Annotated in this window: 18 protein-coding genes and 2 pseudogenes; 11 read left to right on the top strand and 9 right to left on the bottom strand. The window is 69.0% G+C overall.

The genetic code is table 11. The features are described from left to right. Positions 1-63 precede the first annotated feature (63 nt). Together POL72_RS31750 and POL72_RS31745 are read left to right on the top strand one after the other, a co-directional pair. Positions 64-1,029 (top strand): hypothetical protein, encoded by a 966-nt coding sequence (locus POL72_RS31750; protein ID WP_272100186.1) that lies wholly within the window; start codon positions 64-66, stop codon positions 1,027-1,029. 116 nt (positions 1,030-1,145) lie between these two features. Beyond that, positions 1,146-2,522: an O-antigen ligase family protein gene (locus POL72_RS31745; protein WP_272100184.1), complete on the top strand. Its 1,377-nt coding sequence runs from the start codon at positions 1,146-1,148 to the stop codon at positions 2,520-2,522. A 105-nt stretch (positions 2,523-2,627) separates the two neighbouring features. On the opposite strand, the gene POL72_RS31740 is transcribed toward POL72_RS31745, so the two are convergent. Next, positions 2,628-3,359 carry a sugar transferase gene (locus tag POL72_RS31740; protein WP_012233516.1) on the bottom strand — a complete coding sequence of 244 codons (732 nt, stop codon included), beginning with the start codon at positions 3,357-3,359 and terminating at the stop codon, positions 2,628-2,630. Between the two features lie 65 nt (positions 3,360-3,424). On the opposite strand from POL72_RS31740, the gene POL72_RS31735 reads away from it, so the two are divergent. The 5 genes from POL72_RS31735 (at position 3,425) to POL72_RS31715 (ending at position 9,578) form a co-directional block, all read left to right on the top strand. After that, a complete protein-coding gene (locus POL72_RS31735; RefSeq protein ID WP_272100182.1) occupies positions 3,425-4,012 on the top strand; it encodes an ATP-binding protein in 588 nt (195 codons plus the stop codon). Beyond that, positions 4,009-4,308, top strand: a complete 300-nt coding sequence (locus POL72_RS31730) for an STAS domain-containing protein (protein WP_012233514.1) — start codon at positions 4,009-4,011, stop codon at positions 4,306-4,308. Before POL72_RS31735 ends, POL72_RS31730 begins: the two co-directional genes overlap by 4 nt. 363 nt (positions 4,309-4,671) lie before the next feature. Then, positions 4,672-6,228: a protein kinase gene (locus tag POL72_RS31725; protein WP_272100178.1), complete on the top strand. Its 1,557-nt coding sequence runs from the start codon at positions 4,672-4,674 to the stop codon at positions 6,226-6,228. After that, positions 6,221-8,080: a hypothetical protein gene (locus POL72_RS31720; protein WP_272100176.1), complete on the top strand. Its 1,860-nt coding sequence runs from the start codon at positions 6,221-6,223 to the stop codon at positions 8,078-8,080. Before POL72_RS31725 ends, POL72_RS31720 begins: the two co-directional genes overlap by 8 nt. A gap of 88 nt (positions 8,081-8,168) precedes the next feature. After that, entirely contained in the window at positions 8,169-9,578 is a 1,410-nt protein-coding gene (locus POL72_RS31715; protein ID WP_272100174.1) for a hypothetical protein, read from the top strand. 87 nt (positions 9,579-9,665) lie between these two features. On the opposite strand, the gene POL72_RS51360 is transcribed toward POL72_RS31715, so the two are convergent. The 5 genes and pseudogenes from POL72_RS51360 to POL72_RS31690 form a co-directional block, all read right to left on the bottom strand. Then, positions 9,666-11,006, bottom strand: coding sequence for a PP2C family protein-serine/threonine phosphatase (locus POL72_RS51360; protein WP_272100172.1), 1,341 nt, complete (start codon positions 11,004-11,006; stop codon positions 9,666-9,668). A gap of 109 nt (positions 11,007-11,115) precedes the next feature. Then, a pseudogene (locus tag POL72_RS31705) lies at positions 11,116-11,358 on the bottom strand (FHA domain-containing protein); the annotation flags it as partial. 453 nt (positions 11,359-11,811) lie between these two features. Further along, positions 11,812-13,146, bottom strand: a complete 1,335-nt coding sequence (locus tag POL72_RS31700) for a nucleotide sugar dehydrogenase (RefSeq protein ID WP_272100170.1) — start codon at positions 13,144-13,146, stop codon at positions 11,812-11,814. Between the two features lie 321 nt (positions 13,147-13,467). Beyond that, positions 13,468-14,949, bottom strand: a complete 1,482-nt coding sequence (locus POL72_RS31695) for an oligosaccharide flippase family protein (RefSeq protein ID WP_272100168.1) — start codon at positions 14,947-14,949, stop codon at positions 13,468-13,470. A gap of 337 nt (positions 14,950-15,286) precedes the next feature. Next, positions 15,287-15,391 (bottom strand): annotated as a pseudogene (locus POL72_RS31690) (polysaccharide biosynthesis/export family protein); the annotation flags it as partial. Between the two features lie 433 nt (positions 15,392-15,824). On the opposite strand from POL72_RS31690, the gene POL72_RS31685 reads away from it, so the two are divergent. The 4 genes from POL72_RS31685 (at position 15,825) to POL72_RS31670 (ending at position 21,412) form a co-directional block, all read left to right on the top strand. Next, positions 15,825-17,327, top strand: coding sequence for a 3-dehydroquinate synthase (locus POL72_RS31685; RefSeq protein ID WP_272100166.1), 1,503 nt, complete (start codon positions 15,825-15,827; stop codon positions 17,325-17,327). Then, positions 17,324-18,811, top strand: a complete 1,488-nt coding sequence (eboE, locus tag POL72_RS31680) for a metabolite traffic protein EboE (protein ID WP_272100164.1) — start codon at positions 17,324-17,326, stop codon at positions 18,809-18,811. Before POL72_RS31685 ends, eboE begins: the two co-directional genes overlap by 4 nt. After that, positions 18,808-19,689, top strand: a complete 882-nt coding sequence (locus POL72_RS31675) for a UbiA family prenyltransferase (protein WP_272100162.1) — start codon at positions 18,808-18,810, stop codon at positions 19,687-19,689. Before eboE ends, POL72_RS31675 begins: the two co-directional genes overlap by 4 nt. Positions 19,690-19,771: 82 nt before the next feature. Next, positions 19,772-21,412, top strand: a complete 1,641-nt coding sequence (locus POL72_RS31670) for a hypothetical protein (protein ID WP_272100160.1) — start codon at positions 19,772-19,774, stop codon at positions 21,410-21,412. A gap of 55 nt (positions 21,413-21,467) precedes the next feature. On the opposite strand, the gene POL72_RS31665 is transcribed toward POL72_RS31670, so the two are convergent. The 3 genes from POL72_RS31665 to POL72_RS31655 are packed head-to-tail and all read right to left on the bottom strand — an operon-like array spanning position 21,468 to position 24,508. Further along, positions 21,468-22,841: an alkaline phosphatase family protein gene (locus tag POL72_RS31665; RefSeq protein ID WP_272100158.1), complete on the bottom strand. Its 1,374-nt coding sequence runs from the start codon at positions 22,839-22,841 to the stop codon at positions 21,468-21,470. Between the two features lie 12 nt (positions 22,842-22,853). Continuing rightward, positions 22,854-23,765 (bottom strand): TatD family hydrolase, encoded by a 912-nt coding sequence (locus POL72_RS31660; protein ID WP_272100155.1) that lies wholly within the window; start codon positions 23,763-23,765, stop codon positions 22,854-22,856. Continuing rightward, positions 23,762-24,508 carry an EboA domain-containing protein gene (locus POL72_RS31655; RefSeq protein WP_272100153.1) on the bottom strand — a complete coding sequence of 249 codons (747 nt, stop codon included), beginning with the start codon at positions 24,506-24,508 and terminating at the stop codon, positions 23,762-23,764. Before POL72_RS31655 ends, POL72_RS31660 begins: the two co-directional genes overlap by 4 nt. Positions 24,509-24,626: the final 118 nt, after the last annotated feature.

The raw sequence follows: 24,626 nt of genomic DNA, 5'->3' as shown, positions 1-24,626 counted from the left end.
TGTCCTCGGCGTGGCGCGCTGCAATAATCCATCCTCCTTGCCCACGTCCTGTACGGAGATGCCATGAGCAAGAAGCGACTCGTCTCTGCCGGCACATTCCTCGTCGCGCTGGGCGCCCTGTTCATCCCCATCGAGGGCACGGCGCCGGCCGCGACCGGCCCCATCGCGAAGGCAGGCTCGCTCGATCTGTCGGGCTTCGCGAGCACCCGGCCCGATACCCCGCTGGATCTCCTGTTCATCCATCACTCGTGCGGCGGCCAGCTCCTCACGGAGCCGGGCGCCGAGAAGGAGAAGGCGTCGTGCGTCTACGAGGCGCACCCGAACGGAGGTGGGCTCAAGAAGAAGCTCACGGAGCAGGGTTACCGCGTCCACGAGGCCTCCTACGGCAGCGAGATCGGCGAGAACACCGACCTCTTCGACTGGGCGCCCAAGTTCCGCGACAAGATGGACAAGGTGCTCCGGGTCGCGCTGAACGACCAGATGCACCCGGACGGCGTGGTGAACCGGATCGTCGTCTTCAAGTCCTGTTATCCCAACAACCGCTTCGTCGGCGAGGGCTCCGCCCCCGGCAACCCGGCCGGCCCGGAGCTCACCGTCTGGAACGCGAAGGCCACGCTGGCGTCGATCCTGCCCGACCTCGCGAAGCGGAAGGACACGCTGTTCGTCTACATCACCGCCCCCGCCAACATCCTCAAACGCTCGAAGGAGCCCGCCTGGAAGTGGACCGCCAAGCGGCTCCTCGGGAAGCCCTCCGACGCCGAGATCGCGCAGCGCCAGGCGGATCTCGCCCGTTCGTTCAACAACTGGGTCAAGTCGCCCGACGGCTGGCTCAGCGGCTATCCGGAGAGGAACGTCGTCGTCTTCGACTACTACGACGTGCTCACGAACAAGGGCGAGTCCAACTTCTCCCTCCACGGCTCGGAGGGCAACACCGACAACCACCCCTCGAGCGCGGGCAATGCGAGGGCGGCGGACGAGTTCGTCCCGTTCCTGAACCAGGCCGTGCGCCGCGTGGGCCTCAGCACCTAGCGTCGAGGGCCCTGCAACCGCGCCGGAGGGAGCGAGCGCAAGTCGCTTGACGCGAGCCGCGATCCTCCGGAACGTCCCCCACCACCCGAACGGCGTCTTCGCCGAGGACCCTCGACATGCTCGCGCTCCCCGGGGTCATCCTTCTCATCATCTTCATCTACGGCAGGCCCCAGGAATGGGACGAGCGCTTCGAGAACCTGCCGTTCCTGTACCTCTGGCTCGGCCTCGCCTTCATGGGCATGGGCCTCGACCTCGCCATGGGCAAGGTCAGGCTGAAGGCGACCCCGCAGCTCCGGTGGGCCATCGTCGTCTACTTCTGGTGCGTGTTCACGCTCGGCTTCCGGAACCCCGCCGAGTTCTCGGAGGGCTTCGTCTCGATCAGCGTGACGTTCGTGCTCTTCTTCCTGATCGGGCACAGCACCGACGGCTTCAAGGGCTTCCAGAAGCTCGCCACCACGGTGCTCATCATGGGCCTCTTCGTGGCGGGCGTCGCCGTGCACCAGGGGTTCTCCTCGTTCCAGTGCCTGGCGATGACGCAGACCATCGGCGGCTCGCGCGGCGAGGCCGGCATCCCCGACGGCCGCTCGTGCGAGCTGCGCGTGGACTGCCGCGAGGGGCCGGGCGCCGATCCCGAGGTCGAGTACCTGTGCGAGCGCGTCGGCCTCTTCAAGACGTCGACGATCAACGGCCGCGTGCGCTGGCGCGGCGTGCTCCAGGATCCGAACGAGCTCGCGCTCACGTCGGGCATCGTGCTGCCGTTCAGCTTCGCGATGTTCGAGCAGAAGCGCTCCTTCATGCGCGCGCTCCTGGTCTTCGGCTCGCTCCTCTTGATCGCGACCGCGATCATCCTCACGCAGTCCCGGGGCGGCCAGCTCGTCTTCGCGACGGTGCTGGGCGTCTACTTCGTCAAGAAGTACGGCATCCGCGGCGCGATCTTCGGCGCGATCTGCGCGGCGCCGCTCATGATGCTCGGCGGCCGCGGCGGCGACGAGGCCGACGAGTCGGCGGGCGAGCGCACGGAGATCCTAGGCGAGGGGCTGAACATCTACCGGATGTTCCCGCTCATGGGCGCGGGCTTCCGCCAGTTCACGGAGCACCACTGGCTCACCGCGCACAACGCGTACCTCCTCGCGCTCTCGGAGCTCGGCCCGCTCGGGATGTTCGCGTGGTCGGCGATGATCTACCTCACCCTCAAGATCTCGCTGGTCGCGCTCAAGCGGTACGAGCACGGCGCCCAGTTCGCGACGATCCGCGCCTGGGCCATGGCGATCATGGCCGGGTTCTGCGGGATGATGGTCGGGATCTTCTTCCTCTCGTTCACCTACCACTACGTGCTCTGGATCTACTTCGGCCTGGCGGGGTCGCTGTATTGCGCCATCAGGAGCGTCGATCCGAGCTTCTCGATCCAGTTCGAGAAGCGCGACCTCTACCGGCTCATCCTGGCCGACCTCGGCCTGGTGTTCGTGATCTTCTTGCTGAGCAAGAGGGCCTAGCGCAGCCGCGCGGAGCTGCCCCGGTTCTGCAGAGAGAGCGCCATGACGCGCGGAGCGATCGCGGCCGCGACGCCCGCGTCGGCGTTCCGGAGGCGCGGCGCCCGCTCAGCGCCCCAGGCCGAGGACCATCACGAGCGGCGTCTTCACGATGATCGAGAGCTCCATCTGCAGGAACGTCGAGAGCTTCTCGAGCGACGCGGCGTACGCGAGGTCGAAGAGCAGCTTCATCCGCATGTCGTCGGCCTCGGCGCCCTCCGCCTCCTCGAGGCCGAACGGGTTCGTCAGCGTCGCCTCGAACGCGGCGACCTCGCTCTCCGCCGGGGCGCGCCCGGTATACCCGAGCGACACCTGCGCGAGCCCCGTGATGCCCGGCTTGATGTCGCGCATCCGCTCCTCGAAGAACGGAATGGCGAGCGCGAGGTTGACGAGCAGCTCGGGGCGCTCGGGGCGCGGCCCCACGATGCTCATGTCCCCCATGAGCACGCTCCAGAACTGCGGGATCTCGTCGAGGCGCGTCTTGCGCAGGAAGCGGCCGACCCGGGTGATGCGCGGGTCGTCCTGCTGGGCGAGCACGGCCCCCGTCAACTTCTCGGCATCCACGCGCATGGAACGAAATTTGCGCATGTGGAATTCGACGAATCGCGGGTAGGCCACGCCGTCCCGCACTTCCGTGCCGATGAGCATCCCGGCACGGCGCTGCATGTAGAAGATCGGCCCGGGCGACTCGAGGTAGATAGCCGCGCCGATGAGAGGGTAGAGCGGGAGGGTCAGCGTGAGACCCACGAGCGAGCCCGCGATGTCGATCGCACGTTTCGCTACACGAACGCCAGGTGTCACTGTTTACCTTGTGGCTCCCATAGTCGAGAACGTGGTAGGGTACAAGCTCGGATGGAGGTTTGGGCGTGATCCGACTCCGCGTACCAGGTTCGTTGACCTATCGCCACCTCGCCCTCCGCGTGGTGGCGGCCGCATGCAAGATGGCCGCGCCTGGGAGGGTCGAGGGCGGGTCGCCCGGCCTCACCCAGGAGGATTTCGAGGACCAGACCGTCTCGGCGTTCGGCGAGGCGTTCAACAACATCGCGATTCACGGATACCGCGCTGGCCCGCCGGGCGACGTCGACATCGAGATCGAGTCCGACGCGGACGGCATTATCATTCGCTTGATGGACACGGGCTGCAGCTTCGATCCCGCGGCCATCGACAACCCTCCCATCGACGACCTCCCCGAGTCCGGGATGGGGCTCTTCATCATCAAGTCGTTCATGGATGAGGTCGACTACTGTCCCGGCAGCCCGAATGTCCTGCGTCTGGTGAAGCGGAGGGAGGGCAGCTCGTGTATTGCCGGCGACGAGGGTGAAGGCAGCAGCGAACAAGAGCATTCCGACGCCGATTTCGCCGGGGCGACAGGGCATCGGACAAGCAGTTTTCGAATGCGGAGCGTCTCCCGTTCGGGCGCGACCCGCGCCGCAGGGGGAATTAAAATCCAATGAGCTATACGCGGACCGATAACGGCAGTGAGACGGTCGTGCAGTTCGAGGGGACCCTCGACGCAGTGACCGCACCGGAGTTCAGGACATTGGTGGACGAGCTGGTGGCCGAGAACCGGCAGAACATCACGCTCGAGCTCTCGTCCCTCCGGCTGATCGACAGCTCGGGCGTCGGCGTCATCGTCTCGCTGTTCAAGCGGGTACGGGCCAACGGCGGCCAGGTGCGCATCGTCGGGCTGAGGGATCAGCCGCGCGCGATCTTCCGCCTGCTGCGCCTCGATCGGGTGTTCCCCACGTGACGCTCGGTGGCGGCGCGCGCGCCGCCACCCCGGCCCCCCGGCCCACCCGTCGACGACGGCCGCGGTGGCAGCGCCGCGCGGCAGGTGTCGCGCGGACGTTGCTGAGCGGCTGGAGTCGCCCGGACGGCGCCCACCCGTCGCCGCGGCGCTGGTTGCGCGTGCTGCGCGTGCTGCGCGTACCGGAGGCGTGTTAGGCGTGGGGTTGCGCGCGGCGGGCACGCGGCGGGCACGCGGCGGGCACAGCCGAGTGCAACAAGCTGGCGCTCGGGCGTCGCACGTCTACCATAGCCAACCAGCCTGCCAGACCGGGGTGCGCGTCCTCCGGGCCGGGCGGAGCAAGGCAACCTTCGAGGAGCGGGGACCATGGACAAGAAGATGAACCAGCAGCCCTCCGGGCCTACCCCGCCCCAGGAGGCGCTCGGGGCGATTCCCGCCGACGCATCGGCGCGGCCGGCAGGTCCGCAGCCGCCCAGCGTCAGCGGGATGATCAACCGGACGCTGGCGCACTGGTACGTGGCGGTGCTGGTAGCGATCGCGGGGCTCGGGTTCACGGTGCTCGTCGTGCAGTCGAGGAAGCCCGCGTACCGCTCCGAGACCGTGATCTTCTACCGCGAGGGCGTCAAGGCGACGTACCTCGGGCCGGACGGGCCCGACCCGCTCCGCACCCTCTCCGCGCGCCTCAAGGAGACGCTGCTCGCGCGCTCCAACCTCGAGAAGGTCGTGACCGAGTTCAACCTCTTCCCCGACGTCCTCGAGAAGCGGGGCATGGTCGACGCTGTCGATCGGCTCCGCGCCAAGATCACCTTCAAGGCCCGCTCGCAGGACACCTTCGCGATCTCGGCCGAAGGGGAGACGCGCGAGCAGGCGCAGGAGGTGACGCAGCGGCTCGCGGACATCCTCGTCGAGGAGACGACGCGCATGCGCAGGTCGCAGGCGAAGCTGACGAACGAGTTCCTCGACGCCGAGCTGAAGCGCGCCGAGCAGGACGTCGAGAAGGCCGAGACCGAGCTCGCGGCGTTCCTGGCAGAGCACCCCGAGTTCGCCACCGAGCAGTCCACCCCCGGCGGCTCGCAGGGCGGCGCCGCCATCCGCGAGCGGGAGCGGCGCGCCACCGGGACCGACCCGACCCTCGAGGCGCTCGAGCGGCAGGTGCCCCGCCTGCGCAGCCGGCTCACCGGCAAGCCGGAGCAACCGGCGGTGAGCGCCGCCGGGGTGCCCTCCCCCGCGCTCACCCGGCAGCGGGATCAGGCCGAGCAGGAGCTCGCCACCGCGCGGCGGGATCTGGCCGACAAGCAGTCCCGCTTCACCGAGCAGCACCCCGACGTCCGGGCGGCGGCGGCCCGCGTGACCAACGCCGAGGCGGCGCTGCGGCGCGCCGAGCAGGCGCTCGTCCTGCCGCCGGAGCCGGTGGTGGAGGTCCCCGCGACCGACGAGGCCGAGAAGGCGAAGATCAAGTCCCAGCTCGCGGCTCTCGAGCGGGAGATCGCGGTGCGCAGGGGCGCGAAGAAGGGCAACGCGGCCGACGCCAGCGAGGCGGCGAAGCAGATCATCAACACCGAGACCGACTGGTCGCGGCTCACCCGCGAGAAGGCGCGCGCGCAGCAGCGCCTCTCCGACCTCGAGGGCAAGTCGTTCCGCGCCGAGATCGCAGCGAGCTCGGAGCAGGGCGGCTACTCGGCGCAGATCGAGGTGCTCGACCCGGCATACCGGCCGAGCGCGCCGTCGAGCCCGTCGCGGTTGATCATCGCCATCGGCGGGCTGTTCTTGTCCGTTGCGGCCGGCATCGCGGCCGCCGCGGCGCGTGGCATCGTGTTCGACGATCGGGTTTACGACATGGAAGATATCGATCGAATGGCGCTCGCTCCGGTGCTCGTCGTCGTACCGCCCGCCGCGCGCGCGCCCCGAGGGCGCCGTGGCTGAGGCAGGCGGAGCTGAGCCGGGAAAGCCGCCGCCGGTCGCTTCCCTCGAGCGGGCGCTCGATCAGGTCTGCGACTTCCTGAGTCGCGCGGAGCAGACCGCGCGGGTCCGCGCCCTCGTCATCGAGGCGCGCCGGCTCCGCAACGTGGTCGGCAACTGGCGCTCGATCGCGCCGGATCCGGACGTGCGCGAGGAGATGATCGCCCGCGTCCTGCGCCTCGCGAACGACGCGGAGGACGTGGTCGCGGCGGAGCGCCCGAGCTCCAGCCAGGACGACCCGAGCGCCGCGTTCGACTCGCCGACCATCCGGCAAGATCTCCCCCCTTCGCCGCAGCACCCGCAGGCGATGGGGCTGCGCCTCGGCGCCGCGCAGGCGCCGGGCGCTCACCCCGGCGCGCCGCAGCCGCTCAGGGGGCCGTCGCCGGCGACGGCGCTCTTCCTCGGGGGTCCTGCGGCGGACCACGGCGAGCACCGCGGGCATCCGGGTACCGCGACGGTGCTCGGCATGCCCGCGCCGGCGCTGCCGCCCGGCCCCGACCGGCAAGGCTCATCCCCGGCGATCGCGCGCGTCGTCGATCTGAGCGCGACGCTGAGCAGCCCCGGGCTCGTGTCGAGCGGCGGGAGGCCGGGCAGCTCGCCGGCGCTGCCGGTGCCGATCGACCGGGTCATCGCCCCGCCGGCGCGCGACGTGGGGGTCCGTGACGCGGCGGCGCCCCCCGGGGGAGCGCCGCCGCTCGAGCGATCGTTCAGCGGCGCGTTCACCTCGCCTCCTTCGCTCGTCTTCGATCGCGTGGTGCCGCCCGCGACGCGCGAGGTGACCGTGCGCGAGGTGCCGCAACCACATCAGCAGCCGCCGCCGCAGCAGCCGCCGCCCGAGAGGCCGATCGAGCGCTCGCTCACCAGCACGTTCAGCTCGCCGCCCTCCCTGATCTTCAACCGCGTGGTGTCGACCCCGGCGCACCAGGCCGTGGACGCGAAGCTGCAGTCGCTGGATCCGACGTTCGAGGAGCCGCCGTCGCTGCACATCGAGCAGCTGCGCTCCCTGCCCACGACACCGGAGAACGCCGGGCTGCTCCCGGAGGAGTCGCTGCGCGGCCCGGGCGAGATCACCGTGCGCCCCGTGCCGATGCCGGACGCCGTGGATCCGAACATCGTGATGCTCCGCGCGCCCTACTCGCCCCAGGCCGACGCGTACCGGACGCTCCGGCGCAAGCTGCCGACGGGCTCGGGGATCACCATCGCCGTGACGAGCGCGGGGCCCGGCGAGGGCAAGACGTCCTGCGCCATCAACCTCGCGCTCGCGCTCCGCGAGACCGTCCGCGGGAAGATCCTCCTCGTCGAGGCGAACATCCGCAAGCCCGGCATCGCGAAGGCGCTGCGGTTCGAGCCCCCGAGCTGCTTCACGGAGCAGCTCCAGCGCCATGTCAACGACCGGTTCGCGCCCTGGGTCGTCGTCGACCAGGCGGCGCCCGCCGTGGCGCCCGGCGACGACGGCGGCGAGTCGTCGTCGGACAGGAACGCCGCGCCGATCGGCGGCAGGTCGCCCGACGCGAGGCTCGCCCTCCAGACGCCCGTCCATATCCTGGCCGTCGATCCCCGCACGGAGCGGCCGCCCATCTTCGACGGGGTGGCGTTCTCGACCGCGATCGAGAGCCTCAAGCGCGCGGGCTACTCGTACATCATCATCGACACGCCGCCGGTGCTCGGCAGCATGGACCTGAACGTCATCGGCGACTCGGTGGACGGCGTGGTCCTGACCTCGCTTGTCAAGAAATCGACCCGCAAGGCGATCCGCCAGGCCATCGAGCAGCTCCGACCGGCGCCCATCCTCGGTGTCGTCCTGCTCGACGCCTGAACGGCCGGCGCGCGGCGCTCGCCTCCTTGCACCGAAAGGTCGGGGAGGCGTAGCCGAGCGCCGGCTCCATTGTTACCTTGCAGCCCTCATGCGCTCCGGACGAGGCATTGCGGTCGCGGCCTTCGGCTGCGCGATCCTCACCCACCACGACGCCCGGGCGCAGGACGCAACCCTCCACGGCGTCTTCACCGGGTCGATCGGCGTCACCGACAACGTGAGCTCTGCGGCCGAGCCCCCGGCCGGGCCCGGTCCCGACGCCGACGGCCTCGCGACCGTGAGCCCCGGCCTGATCTTCACCTACACGACGCCGCGGACCGCGCAGACGCTGTCCTACACGTTCTCGACGAGCCTCTTCTTCCGGCACTCGGAGGCGAGCTCGTACTCGAACGTGGCCGCGTGGTCCGGCCGCTTCGTCACATCGCCGAGGACCTCGCTGACGCTCGGGGCGTCCGGGTCGCAAGGCCAGCTCAACACGTTCCAGCTCGAGCAGACGCCGGGGACCACGACGCTCCAGGGCAACGCGGGCGGGACGACGAACTTCGTGCAGGGGTCGTTCAACGAGGGGTTCTCGTTCCAGCCCTCGCCGGTCTGGTCGCTCGGGCAGGCGGCGACGTTCGCCGTCTACAACCCGCTCCTGGATCGCCCGCAGCGCACGTACAGCGTGACGAACACGCTGAACGTGAACCGGAGCTTCCGTCACGACGTCGCGGCCCTCGCGCTCTCGGTCGGCTACACCCATTTCGACAACGTTCCGGTCACCGACACCGATCCCGCGACCGAAGACACGTACGCGTCGCGCGACCAGCTCCTCAGCACGCTCGTGGCGAGCTGGCAGCACGACCTCGGGCGTCGCTTCTCGAGCCAGCTCGACGTCGGCGGGGTCGTCGCGACGGACCTGGCAGGCGGCGCCGGGTCGCTCGCGCGCCCGACCGGGCTCGCGGCGCTGCGCTACTTGCACGAGCGGGGCGACGCGGCCGAGCTCGCGTACACCTATGCGGCCACGCCGAACGTCTTCCTGCAGCAGATCCAGCTCTCCCACATGCTGACGCTCCGCGCCGCGGTGCCCGTCCACGCCGCCTGGCACCTGTCGGTCGAGGGCTCGGCCAGCGCGCAGCTCGCGCAACCTCTCGAGACGAACGCGAAGGGTGATCTCGACACGGGGCCGACGACGCTCGCGGTGCTCACCGACGTCGGGCTGCTCTACAGCCCCGTCACCGTCATCCCCGACTTCGCGCTCGCGCTCCGGTACCAGCACGCGAACCAGCGCACCGAGGCGAGGAGGGCGGAGCTCCCCGACACGCGCGTCGTCCGGAACACGCTCCTCCTGTCCGTGTCGGGCGCGTTCCCGCGGCGGATGGCGCCGGGCTCGCGCATCTTGATGACCCAGCCCTTCGGCTCTGCAGGCCCCGCCGGCGTGCAGCGCCGGGAGGCGACGCCGAGCGAGCCGCTGGAGGGCGAGGCGCCGGCGTCTGCTGGCGCGGGCGACGCCGCTCGCTGAGCGCGACGGGGCGCGCTCCTCAGGGGCGGCCGGAGCCCCGCCCTCGGCGCGCTCAGGGGCTCCGCCGGGCTGCCGAGAGCGGCGCGCTCAGGTGCGCCGCGCGAGGAGGAAGGCCCTGTCGTCCTCGGGCAGCTGGTCGCCGCGGAACTCCTCGAGCATGTGCGTGAGCTTGTCGGCGATCGACGCGACCGGGCGGCCAGCGCTCGTCGCGCAGAGCTTGGCGAAGCCCGTGCCGAGCGCGTGCAGGCCGAGCATCTGCTTCGACGAGTTGCGCAGCTCGGTGAGCCCGTCGGTGTACATCGCGAGCACCTCGCCCGGCGCGAGCACGCTCTGGTGCGCCTCCATCGGCACCGGGCCGACCCCGAGCGCCGGGTTGACGGCCGCCTGGAGGTGCCGCAGGCCGCCCTCCGCGGTCGCCACCAGCGCCGGTGGGTGCCCTGCGTTGACGCACTCCATGCGGCCCGTCGCGGGGTCGAGGGCGACGGCCACCATCGTGACGAACGAGTGCTCCGGCAGGTACTCGCAGAGGTAGGCGTTCAGCCGGTCCATCATGCCCGTGATCCCGCGGCCGGCGTCGACCGTCGCGCGCACCATCGTGTGGACGCTCGAGCCGATGAGCGCGGCCTGGAGCCCCTTGCCGCAGACGTCCGCCACGGCGAGCATGAGGCGGCCGTCCGGCATCGGGACGATGTCCACGTAGTCGCCCCCGACCCACCGGCACGGCTCGAAGCCGAGCGCCACGTCCAGCGCCTTGAACTCCAGCCGCTTCGGGACGAAGGTCCGCTGGATCTGGTGCGCCATCTCGAGCTCGCGCTCGATCGCCGCGTGCGCCTGCGCGTGGCGCCGCGCCTCCCAGGCCGACTCGGCCTGCTGATAGACCTCCGCCGCGAGCGCGATGAGCCCGAGCCACTCGACGCTGCCGAAGTCGGGCGGCAGGGTCACGTAGAGCAGGTTCATCATCTGCTCCTCGACGCGCAGCGGACAGGCCACGACCCAGAGGGCCATGACGTCGCGCGACATCGTGAGCTCGACCGTGGCGCTGTCGCTCACCAGGTTGCCGGCGAGCACCGGCTCGCGCGTGTCCTGCACCGCCGCGAGCACGCGGCGCGAGATGTACGGCGGGGCGACGGAGTCCTCGCGCCGGAGCGACTGGAAGGGGCGGTGCGGCCCGGACAGGATCGTCAGCGCGCCGTTCTGCCGGAGCCGCAGCGCGAGCGCCATGCTGCCGTGGAAGTCCTCGCGGACCATCAGCTGGCAGAGCGCGTCGAACCGATCCGTCGCGTCCTCGATGCTGAGGAGCCGCCGCGACAGGTCCATCAGGGTGAACAGGTGCTTCGCCGCGATCCGCGGCGGGTCGAGCTCGCCGAGCTTGCGGATCGCGGTCGGTTTGTCCTCCTCGAAATGGAGGCCGCCCGGGTCGATCGGCACGCGAGGGGCCCGCGCCGTGAGCTGGAACTCGAGGATGTAGTCGCCTCCCGATGCGATCGCCCGGCTTCAGCACCTTCTCGTTGATCCGCTCGTCGTTGACGAGCGTCCCGTTGGTGCTGCCGAGGTCGCGGATCCACCACCGGCCGAACGGATCGCAGAAGAGCTCCGCGTGGCGCCGGGAGACCGTGTAGTGGTCGAGCGTGAGCTGCACGCCCGGCGCCCTGCCGATGACGATGTGGGACTCCGTCAGCGGCCGTCGCGTCCCCGGGAGATCGCCGAGCCGGATCTCCAGGTGGCCCTTCCAATCCGAGCTCGATGGCGCAGGGCCCAGGCTGTCATCTGCAGGCGACATCGTTCGACCTGGCCCGACCATGGGCGGCGGCGTGGACATGGACCGTCTTTGATGGGTACCGAACCGGCGCCCTGACATCAAGGGGATGCTCGCGATTTCGCGAACTCGGCAAGAGCCGCATCCAGTGACCGGTTACGGGTTACAGGGTTACGGGTTACAGGGATACGTGGTTGCGAGGATACGCGGACACCAGGTGACGCGGCTACGATGTCGCGAGGACACGCGGAGCCCCGGCGGTTGTCGAGGAGTCACCCAGGAGCTCGACCTTGACGCGCCCGCGCGGAGGCGTGGGCAGCACGCGGGCATCGCCGCGGCGCGCCGCCCACAGCGCGGGAATTGAGCGACACGCCACCGGGCCAGCGACGGCGGGCAAGGACGCCGCCGCCGGATGCCCGGTCACCAGGACCGCGCGCCCGCGTGCGAGCCTGCCCGCGCCGCTCGGGGCGCCCTCCGTCAGGCCTTGACGACCTTGGGGTTCGCCGCGCGGTAGACGCCGCGGGCGTCGACGATCAGGGCGGCGTGGTTCAGCACCAGATCGTAGTCGACCACGGAGTGGTCGGTGACCAACATGACCGCGTCGTGGCTCTTGAGCGTGTCCTCGTTGAGGGGGATGGACGAGAGCTCCGGCAGATGCGGCCAGGTGCGCATGCGCGGCAGCTTGGGCACGTGCGGGTCGTGGAAGCTCAGCACGGCGCCGAGCCTGCGCAGGAGCTCGATGATCTCGAACGCGGGGCTCTCGCGCGGGTCGTCGATGTCCTTCTTGTAGGCGACGCCGAGGAGCAGGACCTTCGTGCCCTTTAGCGCCTTGCCGCGCTCGTTCAGCGCGAGCTGGAGCTTGTTGACGACGTAGTGCGGCATCTCGACGTTCACCTCGCCGGCGAGCTCGATGAACTTGGTGGACACGCCGTACTCGCGCGCCTTCCACGCGAGGTAGAACGGATCGAGCGGGATGCAGTGGCCGCCCCAGCCCGGGCCGGGGTTGAACCGCATGAAGCCGAACGGCTTGGTCGACGCGGCGTCGAGCACCTCCCAGACGTCGATGCCCATGGCGTCGTAGACGACCTTGAGCTCGTTCACGAGGGCGATGTTGATGGCCCGGAAGATGTTCTCGGTGAGCTTCGCGGCCTCGGCCGCGCGCGCGGAGGAGACGGACACGGTGCGCGCGATCGCCTGCGAGTAGAGCGCCACCGAGAGGGCCAGCGACGCGCGATCGACGCCGCCGACGACCTTCGGGATGGTCGCGGTGCTGTGATCGCGGTTGCCCGGATCCTCGCGCTCGGGCGAGAAGGCGAGGTAGAAATCCTGGCCCATGCGCAGGCCCGATTGCTCGAGGATGCCCTTCACGAGCTCATCGGTCGTGCCCGGGTACGTGGTGGACTCGAGCACGACGAGCTGGCCCTTCCGCAGCCGCTCCTTGATCTTCTGGGCCGAGCCGACGACGTAGCTCATGTCGGGCTCCCGCTGCGCCGTCAGCGGGGTGGGGACGCAGATGAGGATGGCGTCGGGCTCGTTGAGCCGCGAGAAGTCGGCCGTCGCCTCGAACAGGCCGGTCTTGGCGGCAGCCGCGACGCGCGCGGGATCGAGGTGCTTGATGTAGCTCTTCCCCTCGCTGAGCGCGGTGACCTTCTCGGGGTCCACGTCGAAGCCCAGCACGCGGAAGCCCTTCTCGATGAACGTGAGCGCCAGCGGCAGGCCGACATAACCCATGCCGATGATGCCCACCTGGGCTTCGCGAGAGTTGATCTTGGCCAGGAGGCTCTCGACCGCAGCGGGATGCGTCTCTGCCATTTCCTTTTATCTCCAGTGGTGGAGGGGAGCCGCCACGCGGATCCCGACCCAGTTTCGAAGAGAGGGGCCCGACGCTACCACAGGCCCCTAAATTTCGCTCGAGTGTCGCGTGGGACCTCAACGATTGGGCGAGGAGAGGTGCTCCTCGTTGCGCTGCGCGCCGTGCGCTTGTTGAGCTCGTTGCGCTCGCTACGCTTGCTACGCATGTTGCGCTCGCTCACGCGCGTTGCGCTCGTCACGCTCGTCACGCGTATTGCTCTCGTCACGCTCGCTGCGCGCGCTTCGCTGGTCACTCCGGATCGGTGACATTCAGGAAACGCCTTAACGGCGGCGGCGGACCGCCTCGCGGGCGAGCTGGAGGAAGTCCCGTGATGCCTGCCGCGCGATGACGAGCGCGGAAGCGACGAAGGCGAGCCCGCCGACCACCACCTCGGCGCCAAGGCGGCACCCGCGGGGCAGGCCGTGGAGCGACCGCATGCCGTAGCGGACGGCGAGCACCGCGACGACCAGGGGCAGGCACGCGAGGAGCGGGCGGACCAGCGGGCGCAGGAGCCGCATGTACGGGACGCCATCGGCGCGCTTGACCACCCAGAGGCTCGCCAGGGCGTGCACCCCGAACGCGACGCCGACGCCGGCGCAGGCCCAGAGGACCCCGCCGATCGTCCCGAGCAGCGCGATGCTGCCGACGATCGCGGCCACCTTGAGCCACTCAAGGACCATGATCGTCCGCGTCCGGCCGTAGACCTGCATGTACGAGGACAAGACCCAGCCGATCGGGCGCGTGACGCCGAGCGCGGACAGCACGGCGAGGAGCGGGCCGGCCGGCTCCCATGCCTCGTTGAAGAAGGTGTCGTTCAGGATCGTCGGGGCGACCGCGCCGAGGCCCACGGCGAGCGGGAAGATGAGGAGCGCGAGCAGCGTGAGCGCGCGGACGAGCGCCGCCTTGCGCTGCTCCGGCTCGAGCTTCGCGAACGACGGGACGAGCACGTCGCCGATGCGCTCGCCGACCTGGGAGGCCGGGATGTCGGCGAGGTTCCACGCGAGGTTGTAGAGCCCGCCGACCTGCTCCCCGAACAGGCGGATCATGACGAGGTTGTCCCACTTGGAGGCCCCGAAGTTCGCCAGCGACCCGAAGTTGAGCGGGATGCCGAAGGCGAACAGCTCGCGCGCCTTCTCGCCCGACAGCGGGCTCGGCGTCAGCCACTCGGAGAGCTTCACCGCCGGGACCGTGGTCACCACGCGCACGACGGCGCGCAGGAGCGTCGCGACCACGATGGCGTTTCCTCCCCAGCCGAGCATGGCAAGGGAGACGGACGCCGCGGTGTAGGTGAGCTCGCCGGCGGCGTTCCGGAGGCTGACGCTGCGGAAGCGCATCTCGCGGATGAGCAGGCGATCGGGGACGTACCAGATCCGATCGATGAACATCGCGAGGATGAGCCCCGGCATGAACTGGAGCATCCCGGGCGCGCCGACGAGGTGCACCGCGATCGGCTCCCGGAGGAGGTAGACGGCGGCGATGGCGACGAGGCCCGCGACGTGGAAATAGACGGTCGCGTTGAAGACCATCTGACGGTCGAGGTTGGGCCTCGACGCGATGAACTGGCCGGTCCCGAGGCTCGACATGAAGTGCGCCGTCATGATCACGACGGACGCTGCCGAGACCTCGCCGTACACATCCGGCGCGATGAACCGGGTGAGCACGAGGGTGCCTATCAGGCCGAGCACGCGCGAGCCGAGCCCGGTCGCGATCGTCCAGACCGCGCCGAGGACGGCCTTTCGAGCAAGCGCGGAGGAGCCGGCCACGATCAGGGCACGAAGACGGTATCGCCGGCCTTGAGCACGAGGTCCTGCTCGGGCCGCTTGCGCGAGGCGATTTCGTCGTAGTTGATGGGATGTGCCGGAATTTGCCCGGGCTATCCATGCGGATGAGCAGGATCTGATCCGTCGAGGCGAACTGGTTTGGACCGCCGGCCAGCGCGAGCGCCTCCGAGACGGAGACGAAGTAGTTGGAGGCGAAGATGCCGGCGCGCGCGACGTTGCCGCTGACCACGAACCGGTAGCTGTTGATCCCGGTCACGGCGACGGTGATCACGGCCGTCTCGTCCTTCACGAACTCGGCGAGCCGCTTCTTCAGCTCCTCGCGCACCTGGGTCGGGGTCCTGCCGGCCACGTAGACGTCGCCGATGAGCGGCATCGTGATGACGCCATCGGCCCGGACGAGCGCGTCGCTCGACAGGTCGGCCATGCGCCAGACGTTGATCCGGATCTGGTCCCCTACCCCGATCGTGTATTCGTGCTTACGCGGGTCGTACTCCTTCGCGTAGTTCGCCGGATTGTACACGTACGTGGGCGCGCACCCGGCGGAGAACGCGGCGAGGGCGAGCCCTGCCGCTGCCGTCAGAAGCACTCCTCGCATGAAGGACCGTTTCGAGGGACGGGTTGTGCCTTCCATGGGCGTCTGCATTGAGGAGGATGTCAGGCGGTACGGGGTTGCGATCAAGCGGCGATCACGGGGCCACGAGGTGAACTCGGCCGTACGGCGGCGCGATTCACCGAGCGGCGCCAGCATTGCAGGAAGGCCGTCCGCCGCCAAGGGGAAGTTTTCGTACCGCGGCAAGACGCGGGATCCTCGCGAGGAACCAACTTGACGGGCCGATGACCTCTCTCGAAAGTCGGCTTTGATGCTGCTTCATCTGCAACGGATCGCGGTCCCCTTCGAGTACCCCGTCTACTTCACGGAGGGCGTCTTCTCGCCGAGCAACGCCGACCTCGCGGCCGCCATCGCCGCGAAGGAGCCGCGCCGGCGCCACCGCGTGCTGCCGGTGATCGACGGCGGCGTCGCGGCGGCGTGGCCGTCTCTGGCGGACGACATCGCGCGGTACATGGGCGCGCGCCCGGACCTGCTCACGCTCGCGGCCGAGCCGATCGTGGTCCCCGGCGGCGAGGCGGCGAAGAACGACGGCGCGGCGACGGCCGCGCTGCAGGCGAGGCTCGACGCGCTGGGGATGGATCGGCAGTCGTTCGTGATGATCGTCGGAGGCGGCGCGGTGCTCGACATGGTCGGCTACGCGGCGGCGACGGTGCACCGAGGCGTCCGGGTCGTGCGGGTCCCGACCACGGTGCTCGCGCAGGCCGACTCCGGGGTCGGCGTGAAGAACGGCGTCAACGCGTTCGGGAAGAAGAACCTGCTCGGCACGTTCGCCCCGCCGTTCGCGGTGCTCATCGATCCGCGCTTTCTGGAGACGCTGCCCTTGCGCGACAAGGTGGCGGGGATGGCGGAGGCGGTGAAGGTCGCGCTGATCCGGGACGCGAGGCTGTTCTCGTGGCTGTCCGAGCACGCGCCCGCGCTCGCGTCGGGGTCGCTCGCGCCGCTCGCGCAGCTCGTGCGCCGCTCGGCGGAGATCCACCTCCAGCACATCGCGAGCGCGGGCGACCCGTTCGAGCTCGGGAGCGCGCGGCCCCTCGACTTCGGGCACTGGGCTGCGCACAAGCTGGAGTCGCTCACGAAGCACAGGCTCCGCCACGGAGAGGCGGTCGCGATCGGGATCGCGATCGACACGCTGTACGCCGAGCTGGCCGGCCTGTGCAGCCAGGCGACGGCGGCCGCGGTGGTGGCGGCGCTCGAGGCGCTCGGCTTCACGCTGTGGGACGACGCGCTCGCGCTGACGCGCACGTGCGAGCGGGGCGAGCGGGGCGAGCGAGGCGAGCGGCTCTGCGTGCTCGATGGGCTGGACGAGTTCCGCGAGCACCTCGGCGGGGAGCTCACGGTGACGTTGCTCGAGGACGTGGGGCGCGCCCGCGAGGTGCACGCGATGGAGGAGCGGCACATCGTCGCGGCGATCGCGCGGCTGCGCGAGCGCGCCGCGAGGCGGGGCGCGCTCGCGGCGACCGGCGCGGCGGGCGCGGCTACGGGAACGGCGGGCACGGCCACGGGAGCGGCGGGCGTGGCCACCGGAGCGGCGGGCGCGGCCACGGGAGCGGCGGGCGCGGCCACGGGAGCGGCGGGCGCGGCCACGGGAGCGGCGGGCGCGGCCACGGGAGCGGCGGGCGCGGCCACGGGAGCGGCGGGCGCGGCCACGGGAGCGGCGGGCGCGGCCACGGGAGCGGCGGGTGTGGCCACCGGAGCGGCGGGCACGGCCATGGGAGCGGCGGGCGTGGCCACGGGAGCGGCGCAATCATGAGGCTCGCGTGCGCGGGCGCGCCGCACCTCACGTACTGCACGAACATCCACGCGGGCGAGACGTGGTCGGAGGTGAAGCAGAGCCTCGAGACACACCTGCTCGCGATCTGGTCGCGCGCGGCCGGCGGGGAGGAAGGGGCGCTGCGCGGACAAGGCGGCAGAGGGGCGGAGGGCCTCGGGCCAAGCGCGCGCCGCCGGTGCGGGGTGGGGCTGCGGCTCTCGGCGAGGGCGGCGGCGGAGCTCGCCGCGCCGGCGGAGCTCGACGCGTTCCGCGATTTTCTCGAGCGGAACGGCCTGTACGTGTTCACGCTGAACGGCTTTCCCTACGGCCGGTTCCACGGCGCGGCGGTGAAGGAGCGCGTGTACCTGCCCGACTGGCTCGACGAGGAGCGGCTCGCGTACAGCAATCTCCTGGCGACGCTCCTCGCCGAGCTGCTGCCGGCGAACGAGGGCCTGATGGGCAGCGTCAGCACGGTGCCCGGCGCGTTCAGGCCGCGGGTGCGCACGCCGAGCGACGCGGCGGCGATGGCGCGGCGGCTGGTCGAGCACGCGGCGCACCTCGTCGAGATCCGCCGCCGCACGGGCAAGCACATCGCGCTGGCCCTCGAGCCGGAGCCGTGCTGCTTCCTCGAGACGACGCCCGAGGCGATCGGCTTCTTCACCGATCACGTGTTCGCGCCAGAGCGCGCCCGCGAGCTGTCGGCGCTGGCCGGGATGAGCCTGCCGGACGCCGAGGAGGCGCTCCGGAGCCACCTCGGCCTCTGCTTCGACGCGTGCCACATGGCGGTGGAGTTCGAGGACGCCCCCGCGTCGCTCGCGGCGCTCCGCGCGGCGGGGATCGGCGTGCACAAGGTGCAGCTCAGCGCCGGGCTGCGCGCGCGCGTGGCGGAGCGCGAGCCGGCGACGATGGCGAGGCTGCGCGCGTATGCGGAGGACGTCGTCTACCTGCACCAGGTGGTCGAGCGGCGCGAAGGCGGGGGCGAGCTCGTTCGCTACCTGGATCTGCCCGAGGCGCTGGCGTCGCTCGAGGGCGCGAAGGCGGCGCCGCCCGGAGCGCAGTCGGAGGAGTGGCGCGTCCACTTCCATGTGCCGATCTTCCGGGAGCTCGAGGGCACGCTCGCGACGACGCAGCCGGAGCTGGCAACGCTGCTGTCGCACCTGCGAGACTCGCCTGCGACGCAGCACCTCGAGGTAGAGACCTACACCTGGGATGTACTGCCGGAGGACCAGCGCCGCGGCGGGCTTGTCGAGGCGGTGGCGAGGGAGCTCCGCTGGGTGGAGGAGCGGATGGTGGGTAACGGGAGCGTGGGCGTCGGCGTCGGCGAGGGCCGGGGCGTTAACGTCGGCGAGGGCCGGGGCGTTGGCGGGAGCGGTGGAGTCGGCGGCGGCCGCGAAGTCGGGGCAAGCTACGGTGGGCGAGCGGACTCCGGAGTCGGGGCGAGCTCCGGTGGGCGAGCGGACCGCGGAGCGGGGGCACAGCGATGAGCTCGCGCGCACGGGTGTATCTGCGGCTCGGCCGCGTCTCGAACCTGCCCACGGTGTGGACGAACGTGCTCTGTGGCATGGCCCTATCGGGGTCTGGGCCGCGGGCGTCCGAGGTGGCGCTGGTGGGGTTCGCGGTGTCGCTGATGTACGTGGGCGGCATGTTCCTCAACGACGCGTTCGACCGGGAGATCGACGCGCGCGAGCGGCCCGAGCGGCCGATCCCATCCGGCCTGGTGAGCGCTCGGGAGGTGTTCGCGGTCGGCTACGGCCTGCTCGTGGCGGGGGTGCTGATCGTGGGCGGCCATGCCTATGTGGCGCACCGAGGGATGGCGCCCGCCCTGGCGAGCGCGCTGCTCGCCGGGGCGATCGTCCTTTACGATGCCTGGCACAAGGGGAACCCGCTGAGCCCGGCGTTGATGGGAGCATGCCGCGTGCTGGTCTATGTGAGCGCCGCGCTCGCGGCGGGCGGGCAGCTCGGGAGCGCGGTGATCGGTGGGGGCGTGGCGCTGCTGTTCTATCTGATCGGGCTGACCGCGATCGCGAAGCAGGAGAACCTGCTGGCGGTGCGCAGCCTGTGGGCGCTCGGCTTCATGGCGGTCCCCTTCCTGGCAACACTCGGTGCGCCGCTCACGGGGACGATGGGGACGATCGCGTACGGGGCGCTCGCTGGCTGCGTGATCCACGCGGTGAAGTTGCTGCGGGGGACGCGGAAGGACCGCATCCCTCGCGCCGTGGTGACGCTCATCGCGGGGATATCGCTGCTGGACGCGGTGCTCATCGCGAAGAGCGGAGCGCCAGGCGCCGGCGGCGCGGCGGCGCTGGCGATGATGGGATTCCCGCTGACGCTGGCGATGCAGCGGGTGGTGAGGGGGACGTGAAGACTGGCAGGTGAGCCAGTGCACATCGGATCTCCTCATGGAAGGCTACGGACAACAGCTCGGACTACCGGAGACATGATTCATGATTTCACGTAGCGTCCGCATCATCCCGGCAGGGCTCCTTGCGTTCGTCATCGCCGGATCCGGATGCGCGCTCGTCCTCGGGCTCGACGACTTTGAAGACGCTCCTGCGCCAGAAGACCAGAACACAGGCGGAAACGGCAGCGCGAACGCCTGCAAGCCGAACAGGACAGAGGAATGCTACAGCGGCCCGCGAGGCACCGCAGACATCGGCCTGTGCAAATCTGGGACACGAACATGCGACGAGAATGGGACCACGTGGAGCGCATGCAAGAACGAAAGATTGCCAGCCCAAGAGCTCTGCGCGTCTGACGACGACGAAAATTGCGACGGATTCGACTGCATCTTGTGGGCACAGACGTTCGGCAGCGATGCAATAGCCAACTCAATAGCAATCGACAGAGAGGGCAATATCATCGCAGCCGGCGGCTTCTCGGAGCCCGTACGCCTTGGCGCGGGACCACTCACGAGCGCTGGCGGGTCCGACATATTCGTCGCAGCATTTGACAAATCCGGAAATCACCTCTGGAGTCACAGATTCGGAGATGCTGCGGCCCAGGAAGCGACGTCCGTCAGCACAGACGCATCAGGCAACATCTTCTTGACTGGCGTCAGCAGCGGCACGATCAACTTCGGCGGCAGCGATGTAGGGCCAGGCCTCTTTGTAGCGAAATTCGACAACAAAGGAGCCCACATCTGGAGCCGCGGCTTCCCGGCGAACCTCGTCAATGAACGCATCTTCGACCAATTCGTCAGGATCGTTCGCCCCAAGATCAACAGCACACAACACGGCGACGCGCTGCTCTCAGGAACGTTCAGGGGGAACATTGAGTTCGACGATGCGATCCTCACCTCCGCTCCAGCGAACACGCTGGACATGTACATCGCAAAGCTCGACGGGAGCACAGGCTCCGCGAGCGTCGAGCAGGGTGGATGGGCACGGAGATTCGGCAGCTCCGGCGACGACATGCTCATAGACACCGCCATCGATCGCAGCAACAACATCGTCATCACGGGGAATCACCAAGACTCGATCAGCTTTGGCGATTCGCCGGAGCTTGACGGTGCGGGAATGTTCCTGGCAAAGCTCGACAGCGACGGTAACCCGACGTGGACGCGCGGCTTCCACAATGGTTACCCCTCTGCTCTGGACGTCGACGCCCTCGGCAACATTTCTGCCACGGGCAATTACGACGAGAGCATCGAGTTCGAAATCGGCAAGACCCTCGGCGCATCCGCAGAGCACACAGCAGTCTTCGTCGCTCAATTCAACACATCCGGAGAGCACCGATGGAGTCGAGACTTCGAAGGAACCATCCACAACGCGACAGCCGACATCAGCGCAGACGCTCTTAACAATATCGTTGTCACCGGCGATTTCAGCGGAGAGCTGAGAGTGGACAACGAGATACTGGAGCACGCCGAGCTTCCGTCCCCCTGGGTACTCAAGCTGGACTCGTCAGGAAAGACGCTATGGAAGGAATCCTACCCGAGCGGCGGACCGTCATTCGGAATCGCGGCAAGGACGGATCCGAGCGCTGAGACTATCATCGCCGGATCGTTCTCTCGAACAATCATGTTCGACTCTGGCACACTGAGGAGCGACCACGAAACCGTCTTTATAGCAAAGCTTGGATTGTAGCATCGCGATTCGAGCAAGCTGAGCACGGCTCATCACACAAACAGTCCAAGCTGCGTCAGTCAAAAATGTGGTCCAACACAATTTTGCTGACGTCGACAGCGTGCACGCGTTCGTCTGGCAGCATCGAATCACAAGTAGACAGAATGAGCGGCCCCTGCTCCGATCGCTCGGTCAAACGACCGTGCGATCCATTTACCAGCGCGGCGTCTAGCGGGATCACGTCCATGAGATAGCGAAACCCAAGCTTCTTCTTGAGAAGCCTCCAAGCGATACGGACGGGCAAGGCGCGCAGCTTGGGATCAGCAAATAACTCCACAGGATCGTACCCAGGCTTGCGATGAATATCGACAGTCCTGGCAAACTCTGGGGCACTGTCGTCATCGAGCCAGTAGTAGTAGCTAAACCACCGGTCCGCTCGTGAGATCGCGATGAGCTCCCCCGATCGTGCATGTTCGAGCCCGGCGGAACGCTTGCCTTCCGCGTCGAGGACGACCTCAACTCCGGGGAGCCTCTCAAGAAGCGCCTTCACCTCTTGAATACGCTCCGGGCGACGCACATAGACATGCGCTATCTGATGATCCGCCACTGCGAACGCCTCGGACGCGCCGGCGTCGAGCTTCTCGAGACCACGCTCGTTCCGGACGCGAAGAAGGTCCTGCTCTCGGAGCGCACGGTTGATGTGCACCACGCCGGACACGCGCGTGATGCCGTACTCGGACAGGACGATCACCCGTGCCCCGTCCTTGCGCACATGGTCGATCAGCTCCCCGCACACGGCGTCCACCGCGCGAAGGTCATCCTTGATCGCCGGATGATCCGGCCCTAGCCGCTGCAGGTTGTAGTCGAGGTGCGGGAGGTAGACCAGCGTCAACGTTGGTCGGCGCGTGTCGTACATATGGCGCGCGCACCGTGCAATCCACTCCGTCGATCGGATGTCCGCGTTCGGACCCCAGAAATTGAAGAGCGGGAACTCACCCAGCCGGACGACGAGCTCATCGCGCAACGACGCCGGCTCGGTGTAAATATCCGGCAGCTTGAGCCCGTCCGCCCAGTAGATCGGCCGCGGCGTCACCGCATAATCCGCCGAGCTGTACATATTGTACCACCAGAACAGCTTGGCACATGTGAACGTCGGATCGCGCCGACGCGCGGCCTCCCAGATTTTCTCCCCTGCCACCAGCTGGTTCGCCTGGCGCCAGAGGTTCACCTCGGCGATGTCACGGAAGTACCAGCCGTTCGCGACGCAGCCGTGCCCGCTCGGGAGGAGCCCTGTCGTGAAGGTCGACTGGACCGTGCACGTGACCGCTGGCAGCACGGTCTGGAGCGGGCGCATCGCCCCTTCCCGAGCGAGCCGCTTCAGGTTCGGCGTGGCGTCGCCGAGGAGCTCGCCGGTGAGCCCGACGACATTGAGGACGACGGTGCGGTGCATGCGCGCTCTCGATCAGCCTTTCACGACGGGGGCCTGACCGCGCAGCACCGAGTTCCCCTCGAACAGGGCGCGCTGATCCACCGCCGGCGCCTCGCCGAACTCCGCGAGATCGAGCCGGCCGCTCTGGGAGAAGAAGGCGAGGGGGTTCTTCCAGACGATTTGCTCGATCGCCTTGTCCGCGATCCCGTTCTCGCGCATTCGCGCCGCCGTCTTCGGGACCTTGAGCGGATCGCTCACGCCCCAGTCCGCCGCGCTGTTGATCAGGATCCGCTCGGCGCCATAGGTCTTGACCAGCGCGACCATCCGATCCTCGTCCATCTTGGTATTTGGATAGATGGAGTGACCGGCCCAGCAGCCGGTCGCGAGCACGAGCGGCAGCGTCTCCTCGTTGTTGTGATCGATGAGCACGCGCTCTTCAGGGAACCGGAGCTCCCGCACCAGCGCGAGCGTCCGCTCCGTGCCGCGCTTCTTGTCGCGGTGCGGCGTGTGTACGAGGATCGGGAGATCGTGGTCTCGAGCGAGCTCGACCTGCTGGGCAAAATACTTCTCTTCCTCCGGCGTCATGTCGTCGAACCCGATCTCGCCGACGGCGACGACGCCCTCCTTGTCGAGATAGCGCGGCAGGAGCTCGATCACGCCTTGCGCTACGCGGGGGTTGTTGGCCTCCTTCGGGTTGAGCCCCAGCGTGCAGAGGTGGCGGATACCGAACTGGCTGGCCCGGAAGCGCTCCCAGCCTAGCAGGGACGTGAAGTAGTCCTCGAAGGTGCCGACATGGGTCCTCGGTTGGCCGAGCCAGAACGCCGGCTCGAGGATCGCGACGACGCCGGCCGCAGCCATCGCCTGGTAGTCGTCGGTCGTCCGCGATGTCATGTGGATGTGAGGATCGAATAGCTTCAATGGTCCCTCCGCATCGCGCCGCTTCACTCGGGGATCCGCGTCGCGCGCTCGCGCTCATGGTCCAGGGAGAGCAGGCCGATGTCGGCCGGAACGCTCCGGCCAGCCGCCCTCCGTTCGCTCGCGAAGTCCTCCGCCATCCTGGCGAGCTCGCTCGAGCGCCGCCGATCGAGCCCTACAATCCGGGCGAGCGCCACGCCGATGAACATCGCCTTGAGGACCATCTGGTTGAAGTTGAGATCGGGAAAATAAGCCGCTGGGTAGGGATTCTCGCAGGTGATCGCCTCGAAGACGGGCAGTTCGTTGGTGCGGCACGCCTCGACGGCCAGCGGAACGAAGCGCTCCGCCTCGACCAAGAACGGCAGTGCCCGCAAGAGCGCCTGCCGCTCCCGTCCATCTCCCTGCTCGTAGCAAACCCGGAGCAGCAATTCGAGCTCCGGTGCGGGAAGGCGCCTCGAAACCTGCACGAGCATCGTTACCCGGCCGAGCTCATCCAACCCTCGCCCTTCGATCGCCCCGGCGATCCCGGCATCAGCCAGCTCATCCCGCTCCTCGGCGTGAAGCCCGAGCGGCTCCTTGCCGAGCACCCGTACCGCCGCAGTGAACGTCGCTAGGAAGCGGTCGCGATCGAACCAGGTCGACGCCTCGCTCACCGGTGCACCAAGGCGCGCACCGGTCCCAGTCAATGTCTCGACGCGCTCCAGCCAGGAACGCGCCACCGGCGGAATCCGGCGCGACAGAATTTTAACCAGCAGTAGGGAAGAGTCTTGCATTGTAGTCATCCCCGCCGATCCAGGGCGCCTGCCGCAAGATACCGACGTCGCCGAGCGGTGGAAAGTTATACCAAGGGGCGCGCTGTTCGGATAGTGTCCTACTGCATGATAGACCAGA

It is taken from the genome of Sorangium aterium, from assembly GCF_028368935.1.
GTDB classification, from domain to species: Bacteria; Myxococcota_A; Polyangia; order Polyangiales; family Polyangiaceae; genus Sorangium; species Sorangium atrum.
Note: the sequence above shows the minus strand (reverse complement) of the source record. Positions and strands in the feature narration are given on the sequence as shown.

Coding starts and splice junctions, on each gene's coding strand:
- POL72_RS31670 (WP_272100160.1), top strand. CDS start 19,772: ATGATTTCACGTAGCGTCCGCATCATCCCGGCAGGGCTCCTTGCGTTC.
- POL72_RS31715 (WP_272100174.1), top strand. CDS start 8,169: ATGCGCTCCGGACGAGGCATTGCGGTCGCGGCCTTCGGCTGCGCGATC.
- POL72_RS31725 (WP_272100178.1), top strand. CDS start 4,672: ATGGACAAGAAGATGAACCAGCAGCCCTCCGGGCCTACCCCGCCCCAG.
- POL72_RS31655 (WP_272100153.1), bottom strand. CDS start 24,508: ATGCAAGACTCTTCCCTACTGCTGGTTAAAATTCTGTCGCGCCGGATT.
- eboE (WP_272100164.1), top strand. CDS start 17,324: ATGAGGCTCGCGTGCGCGGGCGCGCCGCACCTCACGTACTGCACGAAC.
- POL72_RS31700 (WP_272100170.1), bottom strand. CDS start 13,146: ATGGCAGAGACGCATCCCGCTGCGGTCGAGAGCCTCCTGGCCAAGATC.
- POL72_RS31675 (WP_272100162.1), top strand. CDS start 18,808: ATGAGCTCGCGCGCACGGGTGTATCTGCGGCTCGGCCGCGTCTCGAAC.
- POL72_RS31665 (WP_272100158.1), bottom strand. CDS start 22,841: ATGCACCGCACCGTCGTCCTCAATGTCGTCGGGCTCACCGGCGAGCTC.
- POL72_RS31730 (WP_012233514.1), top strand. CDS start 4,009: ATGAGCTATACGCGGACCGATAACGGCAGTGAGACGGTCGTGCAGTTC.
- POL72_RS31745 (WP_272100184.1), top strand. CDS start 1,146: ATGCTCGCGCTCCCCGGGGTCATCCTTCTCATCATCTTCATCTACGGC.
- POL72_RS31750 (WP_272100186.1), top strand. CDS start 64: ATGAGCAAGAAGCGACTCGTCTCTGCCGGCACATTCCTCGTCGCGCTG.